This is a genomic window from Klebsiella sp. MISC125, from assembly GCF_051131775.1.
Classification (GTDB): domain Bacteria; phylum Pseudomonadota; class Gammaproteobacteria; order Enterobacterales; family Enterobacteriaceae; genus Klebsiella.
This window is the reverse complement of sequence record NZ_CP180448.1, coordinates 4,645,457-4,668,533: the sequence shown is the minus strand read 5'-3', so window position 1 is coordinate 4,668,533 and position 23,077 is coordinate 4,645,457. Positions and strand designations below refer to the sequence as shown.

Sequence of the window (23,077 nt, the reverse complement as noted above, 5' to 3'; positions counted from 1 at the left end):
ATTAATCGCGCCGCGCGATATCGGCGAATTTCGCGTCAAGGATCTTCGCCAGATCGCTGGCCGCCAGCTCAATATCCAGCCCGCGCTTGCCGCCAGAAATAAAAATGGTGGCAAACGCCTGGGCCGGAGCGTCAATTACCGTCGGCAGGCGCTTTTTCTGCCCAAGCGGGCTGATACCGCCCACCAGATAGCCGGTGACGCGTTGCGCAACCATCGGGTCCGCCATATCCACTTTCTTTGCACCTAAGGCTTTCGCCACCTTTTTCAAATCCAACTGACCGGCAACCGGGGTCACCGCGACGGCAAGATGCTTCATATCGCCATTGACCGCGACCAGCAGCGTCTTATAAACCTGGTCGGCGTTTAGCCCCAGCTTACGTACGACCTCGTCACCAAAATTGGTTTCGGTAGGATCATGGTCGTAACTATGGATGTTAAAAGCGATTTTGTTTTTTTCGAGTAACTTAACGGCGGGAGTCATCGTTATCCTTCTTACCAACCGATTTGATGTGGCATAAGCATACGCCCGACGGTTGTCTAAAAAATAGTATCATCTTGCGCAATAGTGTTGGCAGTGATGGTCACTTTGAGCGACAATCAAGCGATCCGAGGTGCAAATCTCGGGATAATAATAATGATGAAATTCCTCTTTGACGGGCCAATAGAAATATTGGCCATTTTTTTACGTTAACATATCCGGCAGATTCCCTTCCCCGTATAAATGCAGCGCCCCTACGGCAACTACGTAGCGGCCCGGCGGCAGCGCCAGCAGCGTTTCGCGCCAGGCCAGGTTGCGCTGATGCATCAGCACATCATATAGCGACTGGCTAAAGGTCGTTGGCAGCACGGTTGCACCTTTTGACGGTGGCTGCTCCAGCCACCAGCCGATCATCACCTGTAACAGACGGGCGTTAGTGCGCCAGTGGGTCAGCGTATCCTCCAGCAGAGCCATTCCGCCATCTGGAAGGTTGCGCAACAGGGCGATTTGGCTGTCGGCCCCCTCCAGTTCCATCACCCGAATATTGCTCTCGCGGGCCGCCATTAGCAGCTGGTAATCAATACCATAATCCGCTCTTAGCCCCAGCTTTTGCGCCTGGGTGGCCTGCAACACCATTGCTACTTGCCACAGCGGCTGGCTATCAAATAGCGCGATAGACAGGCCCATCTCTCCCGCTCGCTCTTCCAGTTCAGCGAGCTGAGATGCGCTCAGGCGTTCCGCCAGCGGTGGATAAGAGGGAAGGTTGCTGAACGGCGTTTCGCTACCGGTAATATCCGCTTCAACAATCAGCGCATCGGCCTGGCGAATCAGTTTCAGCAGTCGTGCTGGAGGTGGCGACATATCGCGGGTGCCCATATGAATACTGCCGACCAGGTGCAAATAGCGTTCGCCGGGAAGAGTGACATCCAGCGCGGGCCAGGAATAAGACGAGCCGACAGCGGCTTGCCACAGCATTTTTATTCGGTTTAACAGGCCCATACGTGCTCCGTAGTGTGAAGAACTCATGCTAGCGCGTGGGGGGCAGAGGCGCAATAGGGCTAAGGGAACGCGATGGAAGAGGCGTTTTTCAATGTCATAAAAATAACAAAAAAATTTGATGCTCTGGTTTTTTATAATTCTTGCAATGGCGTTTCGATGGTAGTTATTAATTAAAATCAAATATATATGTTTAGTTGCGCAAGTCGCGAATGGTGCTTTTTTCTCAAAAAAGTCTCAATTGTGATAATAAAATAAAAAATCTGTAACGAAAGATAAACAAAGCGCTTCTATATTGGCCCCTTCAATTTTTGGGGGGAGTGTCATGCGTAACTGGAGTGAGCCTAAAAAGAATAAAGCCCATATCGAACTGATCCCGATGATCGATGTGATGATGTTTTTACTGGTCTTCTTTGTCCTGATTAGCCTGAATGTGATCCCGGCTCTGGGCTTGAAAACCCAGCTGCCGTCGGCCAGCAGCGCCCAACAGCTTAAGCCGCAGAAAAAAGCCATTATCACCCTCGGCGCCGGTGATCAGCTGCAGCTGGATGGCCAGCCGCTGGTTCTTGATGCGCTGGTCAATACCCTGAAGCAACAGCAGCAGGAAAACCAAACCACCACCATTATCGTCAACAGCGATAAAGAGGTCGCGGTGGAACGCCTGGTCGCAGTGATGGATACCTTGCGTCAGGGCGGTTTCTTCTCCATTTCCATCGCCACACGGAAGCAGTGATATGTATCTGCTTTATCGCTCACGTCACGTTGTTAGCTGGTTACCCGCGATAGTCATCGCCGGATGTTTACTGTTCGTCAGCCAGAAGGCAGTCCTGCAGGTGAAACCGCATTATGACGATACGGTGATGGAACTGTCGCTGGCCGAACCCGAGCCACCGCAGCCAGAACCTGTCCCGGAACCGCAGCCAGAGCCGCCGCCGGAACCCCAACCTGAGCCGGAACCGATTGCCGAGCCCGTTGTTCCTGCCCCGGAACCGATAATCCAGGCCAAACCGGTTGTTAAACCCAAACCTAAGCCGAAGCCAAAACCGGTTCAGGAGAAAGCAGTGAAGCCGCAGGAGCGCGTGGCTCCGCAGCCCGCCGTCGTGCGCAGTCCGGTGGTGAGTAAACCAGCTGCGCCGCCTTCTCCTCCGGCGCCGAAAGCGAACGCACAAGCGGTGGAAAGCGGCTATCTGCAGGTGCTGCGCCGCGAGCTGGAGCAGCGCAAACGCTACCCGAGCGGCCGTCAGGCTTCGCTGGAGCGCCCGCAGGGCAACGTCGAGGTGTGGCTGGAGGTCGACCGCAGCGGCAGAGTGCTGGCTTCAGGTATTACCAACAAAGCGCCGAGCATGCTGCTCAATCGTGCGGCGCTGAGCTCCTTACAAAGTATCAGTCAGTTGAAGCCCTTTCCTGAAGAGGCTTTTGCTGGACAAAGAAGCAAAAGATTTACCGCGACGTTTAATTATCAGGCGCCATAAAGCCTAATTAATCATTTGTTTTTTATAGGAAAAGAAATGAAGAACTTTCGTTATTCTGGGATTGCGTTAGCTGTGGTGTCGGCATTGTTATCGGGTTCCTCGCTGGCGGCGGAAAGTAGCGATGTGGGGGAGATTAACGTCAAAGGGCAGTCGCTCGGCGGCGGTCTGATGGTGCAGGAGGACAGCAGCAAAGCGCGCTCCACTTTGACCAAAGAAGCGATGGATAAAGCGCCGGGTGCCAGCAATGCCATCGACATGCTGAAATATACGCCGGGTATGAACGTTAACAGTAATGACGCCAGCGGCCTGAGCGGCATCGACTACACCATGCGTGGGATGAACTCGGATCAAATCGGTCTGTCGATGGACGGCATCCCGATTAACGACTCGGGTAACTACGCGGTCTATCCGAACCTGTTGGGCGATGCGGAAAACCTTGAGCAGATCTTTGTTACTCAGGGGTCTTCTGAAGCAGACGGCCCGCATATCGGATCCAGCGGCGGTAACATTGGCCTCGTCACAAAGCGCCCGTCCAAAGAGTTCGGCGGCTTCGTCAAGCAAACGCTGGGCAGCAATAATCTCAGCAAAACTTTCGCCCGCCTGGAGACCGGTGAGTACAACGGTTTTAGCAACTGGCTCTCTTACTCGCACACTGAAGCCAAAAAATGGCGCGGAGAAGGACGTAACTATTCCGATAAGTTCGAGATGAACTCGCTTTATGAGGACGGGAACGGCAACAGCAGTAACCTGATCATGAAGTACAACCGTCAGGATAACAGCAACTACAACACCCTAAGCAAAGCGCAGTTTGACGAAGACCCGCGTCAGGACTACTCGACGTCGCCGGTCTATAACAACAAAGGTCAGCTGAGCAAATATTACAAGCTCAACCGTAACCCGTTTGAAACCTTTACTCTCTCTTTCTCACAAAGATTGCAGCTGCGCGACAATCTTGCGTTGACCGTTCAGCCCTATTACTACTGGGGTAACGGCGGCAGTTTTACCGGGCAAACGGCCTCGGTACTGTCGAATACTTCTGATAAAGCCGGGCAGTACGACCTGAGCAATTTAAGTTCCAATACTTACTACCGACCTTCGTGGACCCAGACCTGGCGACCGGGTGTCACCACTAAGCTTAAGTGGGACATTAACGACGAGCACAGCCTGGATATTGGCTACTGGTATGAGCGAGCGCGCCAGTCGCAGACCCAGCCGTTTATCAGCATCCAGGATGACGGCAACCCGGCGAACGTCTCCGGTAAACCGGGAGGTTCCGATCAGGTGAAAGACACCAACGGCAACACGGTGCAAGGCCGTAACCAGTACACCGTCACTCCGGCGCAAAAAGTATGGCTTCAGGATACCTGGTTTGTGACGCCGGACTGGACGCTGGTGGGCGGGCTGGCGTACCAGTACGTCGAACGTAAAGGCGATAATAAAGGCAGCCTGTATAACGCCCCGGAAAAACGTAATGCGACCTACCATGAATTCCTGCCGAACTTTAGCATCAGCTATAAGCCGGATATGGAAAACCAGCTGTTCTATAACCTGACGCGCAACATGCGTACGCCGCCAAACTACGTGCTCTACAACGTCGGCGATTCAATCAACACCAAGCCGGAGCTGAGCTGGAACCACGAGCTGGGCTGGCGTTTCCAGCGTGAAGATATGCTGCTGAGCGCTACGCTTTTCTACATGCGCTATACCGACCGTCAGATTTCGACCACCAATGCGGACGGCGACTACGAAATGATGAATATCGGCAGCGTCGAAAGCAAAGGCGTAGAGCTGGAGTGGAGCGGTAAACTACCGTACAACTTCAACTACTACACCTCTTACACTTATACCCATTCCGAACAAAAGGATGACATTGTCAGCAACGGCGGTCATCCGCTGCCAACGGCGGGTAAAACGGTGCCGAACGTACCGAAAAACATGCTCAACGCGTCGCTGGGTTATGACGATGGCCTCTATTACGGCAGCTTTGGCGGCAAATACGTTAGCTCGTTCTATGGTGATTTGACCAACGATGAAAAAATCGGCGGGCGCACGGTGTTTGATGTCTCCGCAGGCGTTCATCTGCCGGTGGATAAAAAGATTGTCAAAAATGCCACCCTGCGTTTTGGCATCGATAACCTGTTCGATAAACAGTACCTGACCTCCGTACGCTCGACGACCTTTAACGCGGCACCTTACGACGGCGTGAGGGCCAGCACCCCGTATTACAACGTCGGCGAAGAGCGCACCTTTAGCGTTTCGCTGGAAGCTACCTTTTAATTAACCGGAGGGCACTTTGATGGATGCCAACCTGATTCACGACATTATTTTCTACGTTATGTATGCCGCGCTGGCGATCGCCGTGGTGATTCTGGTGGAACGCGGGCTCTATTTTTCATGGGCCCAGCGTCAGGCGCAGCGCTTTGAGAAGGCGCTGACGCCGGAGGTCCGCCGCGTGTCGGACCTGCCGGAATCGCTGACCAGTCGTAGCAGTCTTCCGCTGACCCTTATTCTGCCGGTGCTGGAGAAAAAGCAGACGGCGGAAGACCGGGAAGCGATGAGCGATCTGATTGATGCTCAGTACTTGCTGAGTAAACCGCAGATGTCGCGCGGGCTATGGATGCTCGAAACCGTCGTCACCGCCGCGCCGCTGCTTGGCCTGCTGGGTACGATTCTGGGGATTATGGATACCTTTAAGGCGCTCTCCGCCTCGGGCGTCTCTGATGCCAGCATGGTTTCCGCCGGGATGGGCACTGCGCTGTACGCCACCGGCCTGGGGATTGCGATAGCGCTGCTGTGCCTGGTGGGTAATAACTACCTGCAAAGCCGCATGGAACGCATTAACGAACTGCTGAAGGTGCTGCTGATCCGCGCCGGAAGTCCGGCTAGTCGTCCGGAGCAGGGCAGCAACCGCTGGGAAGGTCGTGAGGCGCAGCGCTATGCCTGATTATCGTCGATGCGGGTGGCCGGGAGGCCGCCTGATGAGCCTGGTCGCGGGTGCCTGGATACTGCTAAGTCTGCCCGCACAGGCGGCGTTTTCGATACCGGGTTATGAGCTAGTGTATAACGCACCGCAGGAAACCACGCTACAGGATAGTGATTTGCGCAATGCTGCCGAAGTCTGGCAGCAGATGTTTGATGCGGCGCACAACCATATCGATGTTGCACAGTTTTACGTGGCAAATGAAAAGGGCTCTCTGCTGGACGGCGTGCTGAATCATCTGCGGGCAGCCGGTGAACGCGGGGTGAAAATTCGTTTTCTGATGGAGGAGAAGGGCGTTGGCCTGTCGACGCCGGAAACGCTGGCGGTGCTGAAAACGATCCCGAATATGGAGCTGCGAATTATTCCGTTCCATCGGCTGACTGGGGGTATTGTCCACGCCAAGTATCTGTTGGTGGATGGTAAAGAAGCCTTTGTCGGCAGCCAGAATTTTGACTGGCGCGCGCTGGAGCAGATTCAGGAAACCGGTCTGCGCATCAGCGATGCGCAAGCGGTACGGCAGATTCAGGCTATTTTCGATCAGGACTGGCAGGCGCAGGCCCTGCTTGCAGAAAATAAACTGGTGCCGAAGCTGGCATGGCAGGCTGCGGAATCAGCCCCGCAGGGCAATTATCTGGTTGCTAGCCCGCGCGATTACAACCCGTGCGGGGTGATCGATTCGCAGGCTGAACTGCCGCGTCTGCTGGCCAATGCGAGGTCGCGGATCCGGGTGCAGGTGATGGACTACGCGCCGCTCTCATGGGGTGAGAAGGGAAACAGACCTTTCTATGCCCCCATTGATAACGCTCTACGCAGCGCGGCGGCTCGCGGCGTGCAGGTTGAGCTGATGGTTGCCAGCTGGAATCTGAAAAAACCGGAGGTGTTCTGGTTAAAGAGCCTGTCGCTGGTGCCTAACGTTCAGCTAAAGGTGGTGACTATTCCTCCCGCCAGTCGGGGATTTATCCCGTTTGCGAGGGTGGTTCACAGTAAGCTGATGACTATCGACGGTTCGACGGCGTGGGTGGGAACCAGCAACTGGAGCGGGGGCTACTTTGATAACTCACGCAACCTTGAGCTGGTGCTGAACAGCGTGCCGATGGCAGAGCGCGTGGATGCACTTTACAGTCAGCTATGGAACAGCCGCTACGCGGAGCCGATCAAAGTTGACTTTGATTATCCGACCCCGCATCCAGGTCGCGAGCACGAATAGAAAATCGGGGCGGTTTTCTCCCTCTCCCCAAAGGGGAGAGGGGATCATCCTCCGCGGGATGATGGTGAACGGAATCTGCCTTATGACTTCGGCTTAAAGCGCAGCAACCGGTTAGCATTACTCACGACCGTAATTGAGGAGAGCGCCATTGCCGCTCCGGCGACTACCGGATTGAGCAGGGTTCCGGTCAGTGGCCACAGGATCCCGGCGGCAATCGGAATGCCCAGCGAGTTATAAACAAACGCCCCCAGCAGGTTCTGCTTCATATTACGCAGCGTCGCTTTTGATATTTCCAGCGCATCGGCGACGCCGTTCAGGCTATGGCGCATCAGGGTGATAGCCGCCGTTTCAATGGCCACATCGCTGCCGCCGCCCATGGCGATACCGACGTCGGCCTGCGCCAACGCAGGTGCATCGTTGATACCGTCGCCAACCATCGCCACCTGATGCCCCTGGTTTTGCAGACGCTTAATGGCATCGGCTTTACCATCCGGTAGCACCCCGGCAATCACCTCATCAATGCCCGCTTCTTTGGCAATGGCGTTGGCGGTGGTCGGGTTATCCCCGGTCAACATCACCAGCCGATAGCCCTGACGATGCAATCTGGCGAGTGCCGCCACGCTATCCTCACGTAGCGGATCGCGAATGGCGAACAGTGCCGCCGCCTGACCATCGACTGCCAGCAGCACCGGCGTTGCCCCTTGCGAAGCCTGAGCGGTCATTTCGCTTTCTATTTCGGCGGTCAGCACATTGTTCTCATTGAGTAACGCCTGATTGCCGAGCAGCAGGCTATAACCTTCGGCTTCACCGCTGACGCCCAACCCGCGCAGGGTACGGAAATTATTAACCACCGGCAGCGAGTTGCCAGCAGCTTTATCGAGAATCGCCCGTGCCAGCGGATGGCTGGAACCTTGCTCCAGCGCGGCGGCCAGGCGCAGAGCGCTTGTTTCATCAATCGCGGCAAAGGTTTTTATCGCCACCACCTGCGGCTTACCTTCGGTCAAGGTGCCAGTTTTATCAAAGACCAGCGTATCCAGGGTGCTGGCTCGCTGTAGGGCATCGGCATCACGAACCAGCACGCCGTATTCCGCTGCGCGACCTACGCCGGAGATAATCGACATCGGCGTCGCCAGCCCCAGCGCACACGGACAGGCGATGATCAGTACCGTAGTGGCGATCACCAGGGTATAAACGATTTGCGGCGCCGGGCCGAAAAAGTACCAGATCGCGGCGCTGAACAGCGCAATCGCTACCACCGCAGGGACGAACACGGCGGAGATTTTGTCTGCCAGTTGGCCAATTTCCGGTTTGCTGCTTTGTGCCTGGCGCACCATACGGATGATTCGCGCCAGAGTGGTCTGGCTGCCGACGGCGCTGGCGGTAAACAGCACGCTGCCGTCCTGCACCACGGTCCCGGCGTGAATGGCGTCAGCGTTGCCTTTTTGCTGCGGTATTGGTTCACCAGTCAACATGGCTTCATCAAACCAGGCTTCGCCCTGGCTAATCACGCCGTCAACCGGGACGCGATCGCCGGTGGTCAGGCGCAGGGTCATTCCTGCCTGAACTTCCGCCAGCGGTAGATCTTTTTCGCCTTCGTCGGTGACGACCCGCGCTGACGGCGGGGTTAAATCGAGCAATTTTTCCAGCGCTTTAGAAGAACGCTGACGCGCACGCGCTTCCAGCATATGGCCGAGGTTAATCAGGCCGATAATCATTGCGCTGGCTTCATAATAGAGGTGGCGGGCTTCCATCGGGAACCACTGTGGCCACAGGTTGACGCTCATCGAGTAGAGCCAGGCGACCCCGGTACCCAGCGCCACCAGGGTATCCATGGTGGCAGTACCGTTCTTCAGGCTTTTCCATGCGCTGCGGTAGAAATGACCGCCAGCAAAGACCATCACCGCCAGGGTGATAAGGCCGATAACCAGCCACAGCGAACGGTTGTCATCGCTGACCATCATGTTGTCGCCGATCATCCCCCAGCCCATCACCGGGATACCGACCAGCAGGGCGACAATGGCCTGCCAGCGGAAGCGTTTCATGGTGGCGACGGCGGTCTCCTGCTGGCGCTCGCGACGTTCGAGATCATCTTCGATAGCCTCCGCGCCGTAGCCTGCTTTCTCCACCGCCTGGACTAATTCTGCTGCGGACGCGCTGCCCATCACCAGCGCAGTGCGTTCCGCAAGGTTGACCCGCGCCTGCGACACGCCCGGTACCGCGGCAAGCGCGTTTTGTACCCGGGAGACGCAGCTGGCGCAGCTCATGCCGTTGATTAACAGTTGTTGGCTGTCATCCTCGTCACGGGCTGCCGGAAGCTCAGAGGTGGCCGCTGTCAGCGCTTCCGACGGGATTGATGATTCTGCCAGCGGTTTAGCCTTTGGGTGGCTGAGCTCCGCGCCGTATCCGGCCTGTTTGATAGTTTCAATCAGCGATTCAGCGCTGGCGCTGCCCGTGACGTGGGCTTCGGTAACGGTAACGTCCGCCTGTTCTACATAAGGACGCTGTTCCAGACTTTCTTTCACGCGTTTAACGCAGTGGCCGCAGGAGAGGCCATCGAGCGCCAGGTCGATAGTGTGAGACATGGTTTTGACTCCTTGGTTTAACAACTGTGCTTAAGCTTAAACCTTCCAGCAACTGGAAGGTCAAGCGTTAATCCTGGTGATTTTTATCGCCTGCCCCCCACGTTAAATAAGGAATAGCGGATAAAAGAGCGACCAGCGTAAAATGGCAGGCTTGCTCGCTGATAATTATCCCCAGGCCAACCCCATAACACTCAAATATGAATGTACGGCCTCAGTGTTTTTTGTTTGCAGAAAGAGCTTATTTACAGGGCGAGCCGGATGCCGACCCTGATTGAGGAAAAGGGAAGGTGTTTCACGCAGTATCCCGGGAGAAGAGAAGTGCAAACTCATTACGATAATCTTAAAGTTTCTCGCACCGCGTCGGTGGAGGAGATTAAGAAAGCGTATAAACGCCTTATTTTTATTCACCATCCGGATCGCCATCCGCCTGAACTAAAAGATGAAAAAACCAAAATCATCCAGCTATTAAACGAAGCCTGGCGTACCCTTGCCGATCCGGCACTGCGCGCCCAGCACGATGCGTGGATTGCTCAGCAGGAGAATCGGGAAAACAGCGCATTCACACAACATGATCGCCAGCGTGAACGCCAGCAGGAAGAGCGCGCCTATCGTGATTTCTGGCAGAAGATGGAAGCCGAATGGGAAGAAGAGTATCAACTGCAAAAGCGTAAAGAGGAGTGGATGCACCAACGACGCAAGCAGGATCCTGATTACTCTTACCAGGCGAAAGCCAGTGAAGCCTATACCGCAGCGGAAGAGATATTTGGTAAAGGCAAAGATTTTGTTAAACAGAAAGGCGCGCCGGTGATGAACGCCGGAAAAAGACTGATCGTGCGAATTTTTAAATTCACCCTTGGCCTGGTGGTGCTGCTTATTGTCATTGGGGTAGTTAGAGTGATTGGCCGTGAAGTCAGTAAAACGGCAGTTGAAAGCGTGGTAAATACGCCAGCACCGGTTATTAGCCAGGAAACGGCCAGTAATAATTTTATGCGCTCGCTGCTGAGTAATGAAGGTGAGGTCAGGCAAAAAGCCGGCTCTTCCTATAAAAATAAAGGCCTGAGCTTAGGGGATATTTTCATTGATGGTCATTCTCTGGTCTATGAAATTCATTACTACTCTCAGAGTGCAAATATTACGCTAAACCCAGCGGCATTTGTGGCGAAAACGATTGTCGATAATAGCCCCGCGTATAATGGCCAAAATCCCTGGAGCATTATGTGCCCGCATATTGGGAATTATATGGATGCCAGTACGTTTTTTCCGGCCGATGGCGCCATGATTTATCGCTATATTAATGATTACAATAATGATGTTCGCGTATTGCCGGTTTCCTTCTCCCTGATATGCCAGCAGACTGCGCTATAGTTTTTATGATGATTGGCGCTAGAATGACGGAGTAACACCGTTGGCTGTTCCGTCAGGAGGAAACATGAATATTAGCGATGTGGCGAAAAAAACCGGCTTAACCAGTAAAGCGATTCGTTTTTACGAAGAGAAGGGGCTGGTGACGCCGCCGCTGCGTAGCGAAAACGGCTACCGTAGCTACAGCCAGCAGCATCTGAATGAGCTGACGTTGCTACGGCAGGCCCGCCAGGTGGGGTTTAATCTCGAAGAGTGCCGCGAGCTGGTATTTCTGTTCAACGATCTCTCCCGGCACAGCGCCGACGTGAAACGCCGGACGCTGGAGAAGGTGGCGGAGATTGAGCGCCATATCAACGAGCTGCAAAGTATGCGTGCGCAACTGCTGACGCTGGCGGAGTCCTGCCCCGGCGATGACAGCGCGGATTGCCCGATAATCGATAATCTCTCAGGCTGCTGTCATCGCAAGGCGCAGGCTTAGCGCCGCGCTGGGTTGAGCATAAACACCACTGTGCCGCGGTAATAGAGGGAGTCATTCAACTGCATTTCCGCCTGCCGATCGCGACTGCCGTTTTGTACCAGCCCGAGCTTGAATGGAATACGCAGTCGGCTGAGCGCGGGGAGATAGTCCTGATAATTCGCCACCGTGTGGCGTCCTTGATAGCTTTGCACTACCAGTTCATCAACCGCAAGTGCGTTCAGTGTGGCAATATCACCGGTTTTGGCCCAGTCCAGCAGGCCTGTTACCCCCAGTGCGAACTCAGGCGGCAGCTGCTGGCGTAGCTGTTGCAAAAACTGGGCGTAGTCGGCGAGCTGATATGTGGCTGCGTCAAAATCAACCTGCAGACCAACCACCTGATTGCCGGCCGCCCGCCAACGCTGCATCAGGCGTACGATCCGTGGCACAATCGTCTGCGGCACATCAAGTGTGGTAAATCGGACGGTAAGCCAGATTGCGGGAAACGTCAGGCGGCTGACTGGCAAGCCGAGGCGCTGGAATATTACCTCACCAGCGCGCGTCAGCACCTCGCCCTGATGCAGATACACTGTCTGCGCGTTCTGCAGATCGTTGCTGGCTTTCACCCCGGACCACAGCCAGAAGGCAGAATGCTGGCGCGCATCAACGCGCTCCGCCGCCTGCGCTGGCCCAGACAGCAGCGCGATTACCAGTAATATTTGAGTTTTTGTGCCCACGGGCTTCCCGGATACTGCGTTTTCAACTGCGTGAACCAGCCCTTACGCTGCAGTTTTTCGACATCTTCGCCGCCGCATTCGTTGCTACCGGAGGGGGCGTAACAGAGAATCGCCCGATAGAGCGCATAGCTTTTATCTTCCGGCTCCGCTTTCGGCGAGGTGATAATCTGCTGGTAATAGCTTTGGCGATCGTACTGTCCCAGAGGCTGCTCGCGGTCGATGGCGGTCTCGAGCATATCGTTGCCGGATTGGTCTTTCCATAGATCAACATGCGTCTGCGTGGTGCGAAAGAACTCGCCCAGGCAGTTAAGCGCATGGGCATCGTCGGCGTTTTTACTGAGCACTGCGACGGTGTCATCCAGGCTGCGGCAGGCATAGCCGGCTTCGGTCGCCTCGCCATTCCAGTCGAAGTTGCTAAGGTTGACGTCGTTAAAGGCCTCGCCGATTACTGGCTGGGTAATTGCGGTAGCGAGCTTTTTGTCGTTCAGCCAGTCGCTGAAACGACTTTCCGTGAGATCCCGCACTAGCAGCGTATGCAGAGCGATAGTACGTTCTTCATTGTTGGGACCTTTGGCTGCCTGTTGGCGTAGCAGTTCTGGCGAGGCCTGGGTTTTAAGCACTCGGGAGCGAAAGCGTAGATTGGTCACCTGGCTATCGGCGGCAAAAATAGCTGCCGCGTTACCGCTGTAAACCAGTGTTGCCGCCAGTTTTGCCTGGGTATACTGCTGTTGCTCGGGGTTTTGGCTAAGTTGTAGCAGTTGCTGCCAAAAATCGCGCGCCGCGGGCCACTGTTTTTGTCCCATTAGCGCTTCGCCGTAGAGGACCTGTTCGCTGAAGGCGAGAATATCATTCGCCGGCAGCGTTTTCGCCGGCGTGACAGCCTGCAGGATGGCGGCATCGTTGCCCGTCGCGCTCCACAACTGCAGCTGTAGGTCGCGCCATAGCGGCAGATTTCCGCTCTTCTCAAACACTGCTTTGCTGGCGTCAAGCTGTGCCTGGGTTAAGGTCGGCTTATTGTCAGCATTCAGGCGCAGGGCGCGGAGAAGTTCAACATAGCTGACCTGCGGCGCGTCCGGGAATGCTGCCAGAACGGGCTGCGCGTAGAACGGCATGCCAAAGACATTATCATATTCACTCACCAATCTATGCAGTTCCCCGGCATCGGCAGCTTGCTGGAAGGCCTGCTCATAGAGTCCGGCCAGCTGCGGCCACGCCTGCAGATACCAGTTAATGCGACGCAACATGTTGCGCGCGGAGTCGGCATAAAGCCCTGCGGGCCAGCGTTGCAAATAGACTTGTGCTTCTTTTTGCGCTTGCGCGGCATCATCACGATTGATCCGCGCGATATCAAAATCGCCGTACTGCCCGACGCTGTTCTGGCTACTTTTGTTGAGCGCCGTGCGCATCAGCATATATTGCGCGGTCTCGGTCAGCCAGGGTTGCTTACTTTCCAGCAACAGGGTGAAATCTTGGGTCGCGGCGGTGTAATTGCCGTCATAGAAGTGGGCGATGCCGGAAAGGTAATAAGCGAATAAATCGGCGTCCGTATCTGCCGGGAAGCTATTGAGGATATCAACGACTGCGGTGATATTGGCGCCATAAAACAGTTTCAGCCGCGCCAGCGCCAGGTCATGACGCTGTTGCGGGGTCACAGAGGGTGCGGTCAGCAGGGCGGCGTTGAACTGGCTGACGGCGGCAAGGGTGTTGCTGACAAAACGGTTTTCCAGTTCATAGTCGGATGTTCCCAGCCGTTCAGCCGAACCGGCTACCATGACCTGTGCGGGATCGATATTCAGCGCCGCCATTTGTCGGGTAAAAGTTTCGTCTTCGCTTTGCGCAGGCGGCGCGGGAGGCGGCGGCGCGCTATCCCACTCAGGATGCCAGGCGAAGTAAACATCACGGGTACGGCTGACATCAGCGGGAATGGCCTGAACGGGCAGAGCGAAAGATTTCGCTTCGCTAAGCAGGCGCAACAGATTATCGCGAGAATCGTTTTCAGGGGTGAGGATTGGGTCGCCTTTTAACAGGCATAGCTCGTCGCTCCACGAGCAATCTTCGATATCAGAAGAAGCATAGGCCTGGGCGGCTGCCGCGAGCAGGGCGCAGAGCGAGAGGGTAAACGTTGTCTTCCTGACCATGACGGGTGTCCTGTGGCGTGATTATCGTGATACGACTCTTATATGTAGGGTTATGCCTTCGATGGCGATCACTTCAACCTTGCTTCCCGCCGCGAGGTCGTCATCGGCAATCACCGGCCATGAGCTATCGCCAACGCGCACGTGCCCGTGGCCGTTGACCAGCGCGGTTTCCAGCGTGAAGCGACGGCCAATCAGCTGCAGTCCACGCTGATTGAGCTGGGCGTCTGCGGGTTTCTGGCGCTTGACGCTGTTACGCAACCAACGTGACCACAGCCAGGCTGCCAGCAGGGTCAGCACGGCGAACAGTGTTCCTTGCCACTCCCAGCTAAACGGTAGCATCCAGATTAACAAGCCGGTAATGACCCCGGCGATGCCGCTCCACAGCAGATAACCGTTGCCGCCAAGCATTTCCGCCGCCAGCAGCAGCCCGCCGAGGCTGAGCCAGAAAATATGCGGATGGGCAATAATCATCTCAATCATGATTTTTTCCGGTCGCCAGCGCCTTCTTTAATCAGCTCGCTTATCCCGGCGATGGAGCCCATCAGGCTGGTGGCATCCAGCGGCATCAGCACCACTTTACTGTTGTTGGCGGCACCAATCTGCTGTAGCGCGTCGGTATATTTCTGCGCGACAAAGTAGTTGATCGCCTGAATATCGCCTTCGGCAATCGCCGTAGAAACCATCTGCGTGGCGCGGGCTTCCGCTTCGGCAGAACGTTCGCGGGCCTCAGCTTGTAAAAACGCCGACTGGCGCTCACCTTCGGCTTTAAGGATCTGTGATTGCTTTTCACCTTCCGCTTTCAGGATCTCAGCCTGACGCACCCCTTCGGCTTCAAGGATATAGGCGCGTTTGGTTCGTTCGGCCTTCATCTGGGCGTTCATTGAGGAGATCAGTTCAGCCGGTGGGCGCACGTCGCGGATCTCAACGCGGGTAATTTTGATCCCCCACGGGTTCGTCGCTTCGTCGACGATATGCAGCAGGCGGGTGTTGATGCTGTCGCGCTGGGAGAGCATTTCATCGAGCTCCATAGAGCCCAGTACGGTACGAATATTGGTCATTGCCAGGTTGATGATGGCCAGCTCCAGATTACTAACCTCATAAGCGGCTTTCGGCGCGTCGATGACCTGAATAAAGCACACTGCATCGATGGTAACGTTGGCGTTATCGCGCGAAATGACCTCCTGCGAAGGGATGTCGAGGACCTGCTCCATCATGTTAATTTTGCGCCCGACGCGATCCATAAACGGCACAACAAGGTTTAAGCCTGGCTGAAGCGTTTTCGTATAGCGACCAAAGCGTTCGACGGTCCACTGAAATCCCTGAGGGACGATTTTTACACCGGCAATAACGATAACCAGTGCGACGAAAATAAGAATGGGGATAAAAATCAGCATCAAAAACCTCCTGTCTTGTTGCCTGTTGGCGCGCCGAGAGCGTGGCGCATGTTTAATCAGAGTATATCTTTCTGCGCATCCAGGTGAAAGAAATCTGGAGTAAACTAGCGTTGCTGTGGAAAAAATAGGAAAAATAATGAAGGAAAGTAACGCTATTTTGCACCTTGAAGGTGTGGGGTTTCAGGCCGACGATGTGGTGATTCTCAACGAGGTTAATCTTCAGCTCAGGGCCGGGGAATTTAAACTGATTACCGGACCTTCCGGTTGTGGGAAAAGCACGCTATTAAAAATTATCGCCTCGCTGCTCAGTCCAACCTCAGGGCGGATTTTTTTTGAAGGTAAGGATATTAATACCTTATCGCCGGAAACCTACCGCCAGCAGGTTTCATACTGCGCGCAGACTCCCGCGCTATTTGGTGATTCGGTGTATGACAATCTGGTCTTTCCGTGGCAAATCCGCAATAAACAGCCGGATCAGAAAGCACTGGTGGCCGATCTGCTGCGCTTTGGGCTGGCGGAAAACACGCTGGAAAAATCAATCAATGAACTTTCCGGCGGCGAAAAACAGCGCGTGTCGTTGATTCGTAATCTGCAATTTTTACCGCAGGTGTTGTTGCTTGATGAAATTACCAGCGCGCTGGACGAGAGCAATAAAAACAATGTGAATGACATTATTCATCGCTATGTGACGGAAAAAAATATTGCCGTGCTGTGGGTGACTCACGATCAAAATGAAATCGCTCATGCGGATGAAGTGATTACGCTCCAGCCTGCCGCAGGGAAAGCTCAGGAGGTGAAAAATGAACGGGCATAATATTACCAATGAGTCGCTGGCGTTATCCATGGTTCTGGTGCTGGTGGCGATTGTGGTCAGCTATCGGGAAAAGTTGGCGCTGGAAAAAGATATTATCTGGAGTATTTGTCGGGCGATTGTGCAACTGATTATCGTCGGCTACGTGCTGAAATATATCTTTAACGTTAATCATGCCGTACTGACGTTGCTGATGGTGCTGTTTATCTGCTTTAACGCGGCGTGGAATGCGAAAAAACGCAGCAAATATATCGATAAAGCTTTTTTGTCTTCTTTTATTGCGATAACTACCGGGGCCGGGTTAACCCTGGCTGTACTGGTCTTTTCCGGGTCGATTGCTTTTGTGCCGATGCAGGTGATTCCGATTGCCGGGATGGTCGCCGGAAACGCGATGGTGGCGGTGGGGCTGTGTTACAACAATATGGGCCAGCGTTTTAGCAGCGAACAGCAGCAGATTCAGGAGAAATTGAGCCTGGGGGCGACGCCGAAGATGGCTTCCGCAAGGTTGATTCGCGATAGCATTCGCGCCGCGCTGATCCCAACGGTGGACTCGGCGAAAACGGTTGGATTAGTGAGTTTGCCGGGGATGATGTCAGGTTTGATTTTTGCCGGAATTGACCCGGTAAAAGCGATTAAGTATCAGATTATGGTGACGTTTATGCTGCTATCGACCGCCAGCCTGTCAACGATTATCGCCGGGTATCTGACCTACCTCAAGTTCTTCAACGCTCGCCATCAACTGGTGGTGACGCAGTTGAAAAAGCGCCCGTAAGCTTTCCCCGGGTTGCGGCGTAAACGCCTTACCCGGGCTACCGGCCTGCAGACGGCGGTGAACTCGTAGCCCGGCCAGCGCAGCGCCACCGGGAAGATGCCACGCCTGGGTATCAGACCCGGCACATTTCCCGGAGGCGATGCTGCGCATCTTTCCGGGCTACCGGCTCGCAGACGGCGGTGAACCCGTAGCCCGGTCAGCACCACCGGGGTCTTGACTATTAATAAAGCAGTGAATAGAGCTGACGGCGGTACTTCGCTGCCAGCGCGTCTCCGGTACCGAGTGCGGCGAGGATCTCCTGAAGCATCTTACGAACCTCACCGTTTCCTGCGTCCAAATCTTTTTGCAGATGGCTGAACAACAGCGCCAGAGCTTCTTCGTTGCGCCCAACCTGATGTAGCTGCAATGCTAACTGGGAAGCCAGCGCCGCGTCTTCCGGGTTTTGTTCAACCTGCTGTTGTAACTGCTGAATTTCCGGCGTATCGGCGGCTTTTTTCAGCAGCTCAATCTGCGCCACCAGTCCCTGATAACGGGTATCCTGATCCTGCAACGGCACGGTTTTTAACACGGCTTCCGCTTCATCGGAACGGTGCAGCGCGATCAGCGTTTCCGCCAGCAGCAGGCCAATTTGGCTCTCCTGATTCGACAACTGCCAGGCATCTTTCAGTAGCGGCAACGCCTCGGCGTAGTTCTCTTCCTGCATCAGCGCCATGGCCTGCTGCGCCTTCAGCTCCTCTTCGCGCGGCAGGAATTTATCCAGCAGCGCACGAACCGCTTCTTCCGGTTGCGGGCCTTCGAATCCGTCGACCGGCTGACCGTTCTGGAACAGGTATACCGTAGGAATCGCGCGCAGGCCAAACTGTGAAGCCAGCATTTGCTCGGCGTCGCAATCAACTTTTGCCAGAGTAAACAGACCGTTGTACTGCGCGGCCAGGCTTTCCAGCACCGGCGTCAGCTGTTCGCAGTGTTGGCTGCGCGCGGACCAGAAATAGAACAGTACTGGCGTAGTCGCGGATTGCTGCAGCGTCTGGTGTAGGTTGGCTTCGGTAATATTGATAATATTTTGTGCGGACATGAGCGAATCTCTTTAGTCGATACTTATCTGGATATATGGGGGCAGCGCCAGGTGCTTCAACTCAGCCCTGGATAATTTTGTCCATCGCGCGGGTTGGCAGCAGGCGTTTAAGCAGGGCCACCGCGTGCGTCACCAGGGTCACCGGGTAGCGCAGTTTCGGTTTATCGCTGACAAATGCATGGCGTACCTTTTCCACTACCGCTTCCGGCCCAAGGGTAAAGCGGGCGGCGATACCCGGGTTTTCCACCGGTTTATCGGCCTGAGTCTGGTTAACGTTGGTGGTAAATTGGGTGCGGATAGGACCAGGCTCAATCAGGCTGACCTTAACCCCGCTATGGCGCAGTTCCATACGCAGGGCATCGGACCAGGCTTCCAGCGCATATTTACTGGCGGCATAGGCGCCGCGACCCGGGCTGGAGATAATCCCCATTACCGATGACGTCATGACAATACGCCCTTCGCCGTGCGGCTCCATCGCCGGAAGCAGCAGCATCGTTAACTGATGCGCGCCGAAAAAATTGGCGGAAAACTGCTGCTCCATCTGCTGACGACTGATAGTTGGCAGCGGGCCGTAGACGCCATATCCCGCGTTATTAAACAGGCCATACAGGCGATTGTCTGTCAGGGCGATAACCTCTGCGGCGGCGCGCTCCACGCTCTGCGGATCGTCAAGATCCAGCAAAATACCGGTCAGTCCCAGCTCCTGCATCCGCGCGACATCGTCCGTTTTGCGGCAGGCGGCCAGCACGTTAAAGCCCTGGCGCTTTAAATCCAGCGCGCTTTCAAGGCCAATTCCGCTGGAACATCCTGTAACTAAAACCGATTTTTGCATAACTTTACCTGCAAACGACTCCCGGCTGTCAGGAGTCATGATTAACTAAGGGAGCCAAACGCGTAGCCATCCAGTCGGCGATAAACGGCTGGGCATCGCGATTAGGGTGAATTCCATCGTCCTGCATCCACTGCGGTTTCAGATAAACCTCTTCCATAAAAAAGGGCAGCAGAGGAATATCGAACTCTTTGGCCAGTGCCGGATAGATTGCGCTAAAGGCTTCATTATAACGGCGACCATAGTTAGCGGGCAGGCGAATTTGCATCAGTAACGGCTCGGCGTTCGCCGCTTTGATATCCTGAATAATGGTACGCAGGGTCTGCTCTGTCTGCTGCGGCGGGAAACCGCGCAGACCGTCGTTGCCGCCCAGCTCAACCAGCACCCAGCGCGGCTGATGCTGTTTGAGCAACGTCGGAAGCCTTGCCAGCCCCTGCTGCGAGGTATCGCCGCTGATGCTGGCGTTAACCACTGGCGTTTTGGCCTGCCACTTATCGTTAAGCAGCGCAGGCCAGGCGGTATTGCCCGCCATTCGATAACCGGCGCTCAGACTGTCGCCGAGAACCAACAGCGTGTCGGCCGCCATCGCGCGGCAGGTAAACAGGACCAGAAACAGGAAAGGCAAATGCCAGCGGAAAACATACTTGAAGTTCATCATCTTAAGAAATCCGTCGGTCAGGGTGAGCATCAGCTTTCCATCCTTACCGGAGTTGAGCTGGTTGTCAAACAGGGGCAGACCATTGCCCTGATTGGCGAGTCGGGTTCCGGTAAATCGACGCTGCTGGCGATCCTCGCCGGGCTGGACGACGGCAGCAGCGGTGAAGTCTCGCTGCTCGGACAACCGCTACATCAGATGGACGAAGAGGCGCGAGCGAAGCTGCGCGCTAAGCACGTCGGCTTTGTTTTTCAATCTTTTATGCTGATACCCACCCTCAACGCCCTCGAAAACGTCGAGCTTCCGGCGTTGCTGCGCGGTGAAAGCGACAGCCAGAGCCGCGGTAGCGCCCGCGCGTTGCTGGAACAGCTGGGGCTGGGAAAACGTCTGCATCATCTACCGGTACAGCTTTCCGGAGGCGAACAGCAGCGTGTCGCGCTGGCCCGTGCGTTTAATGGTCGTCCGGAACTGCTGTTCGCCGATGAACCCACCGGCAATCTTGACCGACACACCGGAGATAAAATCGCCGACCTGCTGTTTTCACTGAATCGCGAGCACGGTACCACGCTGATTTTAGTCACCCATGACCCGCTGCTGGCGGCGCGCTGCGACCGGCGGCTGCGCCTGGTGGATGGTCTGTTGCAGGAGGAAGCATGATTGCCCGCTGGTTCTGGCGAGAATGGCGCTCGCCGTCGCTGCTGATTGTCTGGCTGGCGCTGAGCCTGGCGGTGGCCTGCGTGCTGGCGCTGGGTTCGATAAGCGACCGCATGGAGAAAGGACTTAGCCAACAGAGCCGCGAATTTATGGCCGGAGACCGCACGCTGCGTAGCTCGCGCGAGGTCCCAGCCGCATGGATTGACGAAGCGCGTCGGCTCGGTTTAACCGTTGGCGAGCAGTTGAACTTCGCCACTATGACCTTTTCCGGCGATACGCCGCAGCTGGCGGAGGTGAAAGCGGTTGACGACACCTATCCGCTATATGGTCAGTTGCAAACCCAGCCGCCGGGTCTGAAGCCGCAGGCCGGAAGCGTGCTGCTGGCACCGCGATTGATGGCGCTGTTGAATCTGAAAACCGGCGAAACCATTGACGTGGGGGACGCCACGCTGCGCATTGCCGGGGAGGTCATTCAGGAGCCTGATGCCGGGTTTAACCCCTTCCAGATGGCGCCCCGGCTGATGATGAATACCGCTGATGTGGCGAAAACCGGCGCGGTGCAGCCCGGTAGTCGCGTCTCGTGGCGCTATAAATATGCCGGAACTCCGCAGCAACTGGCGGACTATGAAAAGTGGCTGCTGCCAAAGCTGGGGCCGGAACATCGCTGGATCGGCCTCGAGCAGGATGATAGCGCATTAGGTAAATCGCTGGAGCGCTCGCAGCAGTTTTTGCTGCTCTCGGCGCTGTTAACGCTGCTGTTGGCGGTTGCCGCGGTGGCGGTGGCGATGAGCCATTACTGCCGCAGCCGTTACGATCTGGTGGCGATCCTCAAAACCCTCGGTGCCGGGCGGACACAGCTGCGCAAGCTGATTGTCGGGCAATGGCTGATGCTGCTGGCGCTGGCGGTGATTGCCGGTGGGGCGATGGGCGTCGGACTGGAAAATATCCTGCTGGTGATGCTTAAGCCGGTGCTCCCGGCGGCGCTTCCGGCAGCAAGCGCCTGGCCGTGGCTGTGGGCGATTGGCGCGATGGTGGTGATTTCCCTGCTGGTCGGGCTGCGTCCTTATCGGCTGCTGCTGGCGACGCTGCCGTTGCGGGTGCTGCGTCAGGATGTGGTGGCTAACGTCTGGCCGCTGAAGTTCTATATCCCGCTGGTCTGCGTAATTGTTGTCGGGCTGCTGGCGTTGCTGATGGGCGGCAGTCCACTGCTGTGGGCGGTACTGGCGGGGGCGGTGGTGCTGGCGCTGCTGTGTGGCCTGGCGGGGTGGGGCGTCCTGTGGTTACTGAAGCGCGTGACGCTGAAAGCGCTGCCGCTGCGTCTGGCGGTCAACCGCCTGCTGCGTCAGCCGTGGTCGACGCTAAGCCAGCTGGCGGCCTTCTCGTTGTCGTTTATGTTGCTGGCCTTGCTGCTGGTGCTGCGCGGCGATCTGCTTGACCGCTGGCAGCAACAGCTGCCGCCGGAAAGCCCTAATTACTTCTTAATCAACATTGCGCCGGAGCAGGTGGTGCCGGTGAAAACGTTCCTCGCCGAGCATCAGACTCGCGCGACCGAGTTCTACCCGATTGTGCGTGCCCGCCTGACGAAAATTAACGGTCAGGAAGCTGCAGGTAATAAAGATGAAGCATTGAATCGCGAGCTGAACCTCACCTGGAGCAGCGAGAGACCGGATCATAATCCGCTGGTAGCTGGAAGCTGGCCGCCGAAAGCGGGCGAGGTCTCGATTGAAGAGGGGCTGGCGCAGCGGCTGAGTATTAAGCTCGGCGATAGCGTGACCTTTACCGGCGATACTCAGGATTTTAGCGCCAAAGTGACCAGTGTGCGCAAAGTCGACTGGGAGAGTCTGCGGCCGAACTTCTTCTTTATCTTCCCGCAGGGGGCGCTCGATGGACAGCCACAAAGCTGGCTGACCAGCTTCCGCTGGGATAACGGCAACGGGATGCTGACGCAGCTCAACCGCGAGTTCCCGACCGTCAGCCTGCTGGATATTGGGGCGATTTTGCAGCAGATTGGTCAGGTGCTGACTCAGGTAAGCCGCGCGCTGGAGGTGATGGTGATTCTGGTGACGGCCTGCGGTGTCTTGTTGCTGCTGGCTCAGGTGCAGGTGGGGATGCGTCAGCGCTATCAGGAGCTGGTGGTCTGGCGCACGCTGGGGGCAGGGAAGTCTCTGCTGCGCACCACGCTGTGGGCTGAATTTGCCCTGCTGGGCGTGGTTTCCGGCGTGGTGGCGGCGATTGGCGCAGAGGTGGCGCTGGCGCTGTTGCAAACCAAAATCTTTGATTTTCCATGGTCTCCGGACTGGCGGCTGTGGGTAATGCTGCCGCTCTGCGGAGCGATACTGCTGTCGTTGTGCGGCGGCTGGCTGGGGCTGCGTCTGTTAAAAGGTAAGGCGCTGTTTCGCCAGTTTAGCCAGGGATAGGGTTAGTGCCCGACCGGGTCTACGAAAAAACGTAACCTGATGATATTGAGGAAACTGTAGGCCG

General features: G+C 55.9%; 21 protein-coding genes. 11 read left to right on the top strand and 10 right to left on the bottom strand.

The genetic code is table 11. The features are described from left to right. Position 1 precedes the first annotated feature (1 nt). The gene (gene ybaK / locus ACMYSL_RS21920; protein WP_181483268.1) at positions 2-481 is read right to left on the bottom strand and encodes a Cys-tRNA(Pro)/Cys-tRNA(Cys) deacylase YbaK; all 480 of its coding nucleotides are present in this window, start codon (positions 479-481) and stop codon (positions 2-4) included. A gap of 201 nt (positions 482-682) precedes the next feature. Further along, the gene (locus ACMYSL_RS21915; RefSeq protein WP_182236838.1) at positions 683-1,477 is read right to left on the bottom strand and encodes a TraB/GumN family protein; all 795 of its coding nucleotides are present in this window, start codon (positions 1,475-1,477) and stop codon (positions 683-685) included. A 322-nt stretch (positions 1,478-1,799) separates the two neighbouring features. Here ACMYSL_RS21915 and ACMYSL_RS21910 point away from each other — a divergent pair, with 322 nt between their 5' ends. Genes ACMYSL_RS21910 through ACMYSL_RS21890 form a run of 5 tightly spaced genes read left to right on the top strand, consistent with a single transcriptional unit; the run spans position 1,800 to position 7,133 of the window. Continuing rightward, a complete protein-coding gene (locus tag ACMYSL_RS21910) occupies positions 1,800-2,207 on the top strand; it encodes an ExbD/TolR family protein (RefSeq protein WP_139541382.1) in 408 nt (135 codons plus the stop codon). Position 2,208: 1 nt separating this feature from the next. Then, entirely contained in the window at positions 2,209-2,946 is a 738-nt protein-coding gene (locus ACMYSL_RS21905) for an energy transducer TonB (RefSeq protein ID WP_434659942.1), read from the top strand. A 36-nt stretch (positions 2,947-2,982) separates the two neighbouring features. Further along, positions 2,983-5,223, top strand: coding sequence for a TonB-dependent receptor family protein (locus ACMYSL_RS21900; protein ID WP_434659941.1), 2,241 nt, complete (start codon positions 2,983-2,985; stop codon positions 5,221-5,223). Between the two features lie 19 nt (positions 5,224-5,242). Next, complete coding sequence (locus ACMYSL_RS21895; RefSeq protein ID WP_182240654.1) at positions 5,243-5,890, top strand: MotA/TolQ/ExbB proton channel family protein; 648 nt, start codon at positions 5,243-5,245, stop codon at positions 5,888-5,890. Further along, positions 5,883-7,133 (top strand): phospholipase D-like domain-containing protein, encoded by a 1,251-nt coding sequence (locus ACMYSL_RS21890; RefSeq protein WP_434659940.1) that lies wholly within the window; start codon positions 5,883-5,885, stop codon positions 7,131-7,133. Before ACMYSL_RS21895 ends, ACMYSL_RS21890 begins: the two co-directional genes overlap by 8 nt. An 80-nt stretch (positions 7,134-7,213) precedes the next feature. Here ACMYSL_RS21890 and copA read toward each other — a convergent pair whose 3' ends face one another. After that, entirely contained in the window at positions 7,214-9,715 is a 2,502-nt protein-coding gene (gene copA / locus ACMYSL_RS21885; protein WP_434659939.1) for a copper-exporting P-type ATPase CopA, read from the bottom strand. 318 nt (positions 9,716-10,033) lie between these two features. Between copA and ACMYSL_RS21880 the strand changes: the two genes are divergently transcribed. Together ACMYSL_RS21880 and cueR are read left to right on the top strand one after the other, a co-directional pair. Next, the gene (locus ACMYSL_RS21880; RefSeq protein WP_434659938.1) at positions 10,034-11,080 is read left to right on the top strand and encodes a J domain-containing protein; all 1,047 of its coding nucleotides are present in this window, start codon (positions 10,034-10,036) and stop codon (positions 11,078-11,080) included. A gap of 64 nt (positions 11,081-11,144) precedes the next feature. Further along, complete coding sequence (gene cueR / locus ACMYSL_RS21875) at positions 11,145-11,555, top strand: Cu(I)-responsive transcriptional regulator (RefSeq protein ID WP_434659937.1); 411 nt, start codon at positions 11,145-11,147, stop codon at positions 11,553-11,555. Here cueR and ACMYSL_RS21870 read toward each other — a convergent pair. Genes ACMYSL_RS21870 through ACMYSL_RS21855 form a run of 4 tightly spaced genes read right to left on the bottom strand, consistent with a single transcriptional unit; the run spans position 11,552 to position 15,800 of the window. Then, the gene (locus ACMYSL_RS21870; protein WP_182236859.1) at positions 11,552-12,268 is read right to left on the bottom strand and encodes a DUF3142 domain-containing protein; all 717 of its coding nucleotides are present in this window, start codon (positions 12,266-12,268) and stop codon (positions 11,552-11,554) included. The genes cueR and ACMYSL_RS21870 overlap by 4 nt on opposite strands. After that, positions 12,238-14,406, bottom strand: a complete 2,169-nt coding sequence (locus ACMYSL_RS21865; protein WP_434659936.1) for a hypothetical protein — start codon at positions 14,404-14,406, stop codon at positions 12,238-12,240. Before ACMYSL_RS21865 ends, ACMYSL_RS21870 begins: the two co-directional genes overlap by 31 nt. Positions 14,407-14,427: 21 nt before the next feature. Next, the gene (locus ACMYSL_RS21860; RefSeq protein ID WP_434659935.1) at positions 14,428-14,886 is read right to left on the bottom strand and encodes an NfeD family protein; all 459 of its coding nucleotides are present in this window, start codon (positions 14,884-14,886) and stop codon (positions 14,428-14,430) included. After that, positions 14,883-15,800, bottom strand: a complete 918-nt coding sequence (locus tag ACMYSL_RS21855) for an SPFH domain-containing protein (protein ID WP_110273668.1) — start codon at positions 15,798-15,800, stop codon at positions 14,883-14,885. The genes ACMYSL_RS21860 and ACMYSL_RS21855 overlap by 4 nt, the downstream gene beginning before the upstream one ends. A 136-nt stretch (positions 15,801-15,936) precedes the next feature. On the opposite strand from ACMYSL_RS21855, the gene fetA reads away from it, so the two are divergent. Continuing rightward, complete coding sequence (gene fetA / locus ACMYSL_RS21850) at positions 15,937-16,614, top strand: iron efflux ABC transporter ATP-binding subunit FetA (RefSeq protein ID WP_434659934.1); 678 nt, start codon at positions 15,937-15,939, stop codon at positions 16,612-16,614. After that, positions 16,601-17,383 (top strand): iron efflux ABC transporter permease subunit FetB, encoded by a 783-nt coding sequence (fetB, locus tag ACMYSL_RS21845; protein ID WP_110273666.1) that lies wholly within the window; start codon positions 16,601-16,603, stop codon positions 17,381-17,383. The genes fetA and fetB overlap by 14 nt, the downstream gene beginning before the upstream one ends. Before the next feature lie 220 nt (positions 17,384-17,603). Here the strand turns inward: fetB and ACMYSL_RS21840 are convergent, their stop codons facing one another. The 3 genes from ACMYSL_RS21840 to tesA form a co-directional block, all read right to left on the bottom strand. Continuing rightward, the gene (locus ACMYSL_RS21840) at positions 17,604-18,458 is read right to left on the bottom strand and encodes a co-chaperone YbbN (protein ID WP_181483257.1); all 855 of its coding nucleotides are present in this window, start codon (positions 18,456-18,458) and stop codon (positions 17,604-17,606) included. Between the two features lie 61 nt (positions 18,459-18,519). After that, positions 18,520-19,329 carry an SDR family oxidoreductase gene (locus ACMYSL_RS21835; RefSeq protein WP_182236871.1) on the bottom strand — a complete coding sequence of 270 codons (810 nt, stop codon included), beginning with the start codon at positions 19,327-19,329 and terminating at the stop codon, positions 18,520-18,522. Continuing rightward, positions 19,319-19,942 (bottom strand): multifunctional acyl-CoA thioesterase I/protease I/lysophospholipase L1, encoded by a 624-nt coding sequence (gene tesA / locus ACMYSL_RS21830; RefSeq protein WP_185930446.1) that lies wholly within the window; start codon positions 19,940-19,942, stop codon positions 19,319-19,321. Before tesA ends, ACMYSL_RS21835 begins: the two co-directional genes overlap by 11 nt. Between tesA and ybbA the strand changes: the two genes are divergently transcribed. Continuing rightward, complete coding sequence (gene ybbA, locus ACMYSL_RS21825) at positions 19,913-20,599, top strand: putative ABC transporter ATP-binding protein YbbA (protein ID WP_181483255.1); 687 nt, start codon at positions 19,913-19,915, stop codon at positions 20,597-20,599. The two genes, tesA and ybbA, sit on opposite strands and share 30 nt — an antisense overlap. Continuing rightward, complete coding sequence (ybbP, locus tag ACMYSL_RS21820; protein WP_434659933.1) at positions 20,596-23,013, top strand: putative ABC transporter permease subunit YbbP; 2,418 nt, start codon at positions 20,596-20,598, stop codon at positions 23,011-23,013. The genes ybbA and ybbP overlap by 4 nt, the downstream gene beginning before the upstream one ends. Positions 23,014-23,077: the final 64 nt, after the last annotated feature.

What these genes read in the sequence shown, in the direction of transcription:
- ybaK (WP_181483268.1), bottom strand. Translation starts at nt 481, where the DNA reads ATGACTCCCGCCGTTAAGTTACTCGAAAAAAACAAAATCGCTTTTAAC.
- ACMYSL_RS21915 (WP_182236838.1), bottom strand. Translation starts at nt 1,477, where the DNA reads ATGGGCCTGTTAAACCGAATAAAAATGCTGTGGCAAGCCGCTGTCGGC.
- ACMYSL_RS21910 (WP_139541382.1), top strand. Translation starts at nt 1,800, where the DNA reads ATGCGTAACTGGAGTGAGCCTAAAAAGAATAAAGCCCATATCGAACTG.
- ACMYSL_RS21905 (WP_434659942.1), top strand. Translation starts at nt 2,209, where the DNA reads ATGTATCTGCTTTATCGCTCACGTCACGTTGTTAGCTGGTTACCCGCG.
- ACMYSL_RS21900 (WP_434659941.1), top strand. Translation starts at nt 2,983, where the DNA reads ATGAAGAACTTTCGTTATTCTGGGATTGCGTTAGCTGTGGTGTCGGCA.
- ACMYSL_RS21895 (WP_182240654.1), top strand. Translation starts at nt 5,243, where the DNA reads ATGGATGCCAACCTGATTCACGACATTATTTTCTACGTTATGTATGCC.
- ACMYSL_RS21890 (WP_434659940.1), top strand. Translation starts at nt 5,883, where the DNA reads ATGCCTGATTATCGTCGATGCGGGTGGCCGGGAGGCCGCCTGATGAGC.
- copA (WP_434659939.1), bottom strand. Translation starts at nt 9,715, where the DNA reads ATGTCTCACACTATCGACCTGGCGCTCGATGGCCTCTCCTGCGGCCAC.
- cueR (WP_434659937.1), top strand. Translation starts at nt 11,145, where the DNA reads ATGAATATTAGCGATGTGGCGAAAAAAACCGGCTTAACCAGTAAAGCG.
- ACMYSL_RS21865 (WP_434659936.1), bottom strand. Translation starts at nt 14,406, where the DNA reads ATGGTCAGGAAGACAACGTTTACCCTCTCGCTCTGCGCCCTGCTCGCG.
- ACMYSL_RS21860 (WP_434659935.1), bottom strand. Translation starts at nt 14,886, where the DNA reads ATGATTGAGATGATTATTGCCCATCCGCATATTTTCTGGCTCAGCCTC.
- ACMYSL_RS21855 (WP_110273668.1), bottom strand. Translation starts at nt 15,800, where the DNA reads ATGCTGATTTTTATCCCCATTCTTATTTTCGTCGCACTGGTTATCGTT.
- fetA (WP_434659934.1), top strand. Translation starts at nt 15,937, where the DNA reads ATGAAGGAAAGTAACGCTATTTTGCACCTTGAAGGTGTGGGGTTTCAG.
- fetB (WP_110273666.1), top strand. Translation starts at nt 16,601, where the DNA reads ATGAACGGGCATAATATTACCAATGAGTCGCTGGCGTTATCCATGGTT.
- ACMYSL_RS21840 (WP_181483257.1), bottom strand. Translation starts at nt 18,458, where the DNA reads ATGTCCGCACAAAATATTATCAATATTACCGAAGCCAACCTACACCAG.
- ACMYSL_RS21835 (WP_182236871.1), bottom strand. Translation starts at nt 19,329, where the DNA reads ATGACTCCTGACAGCCGGGAGTCGTTTGCAGGTAAAGTTATGCAAAAA.
- ybbA (WP_181483255.1), top strand. Translation starts at nt 19,913, where the DNA reads ATGCCAGCGGAAAACATACTTGAAGTTCATCATCTTAAGAAATCCGTC.
- tesA (WP_185930446.1), bottom strand. Translation starts at nt 19,942, where the DNA reads ATGAACTTCAAGTATGTTTTCCGCTGGCATTTGCCTTTCCTGTTTCTG.
- ybbP (WP_434659933.1), top strand. Translation starts at nt 20,596, where the DNA reads ATGATTGCCCGCTGGTTCTGGCGAGAATGGCGCTCGCCGTCGCTGCTG.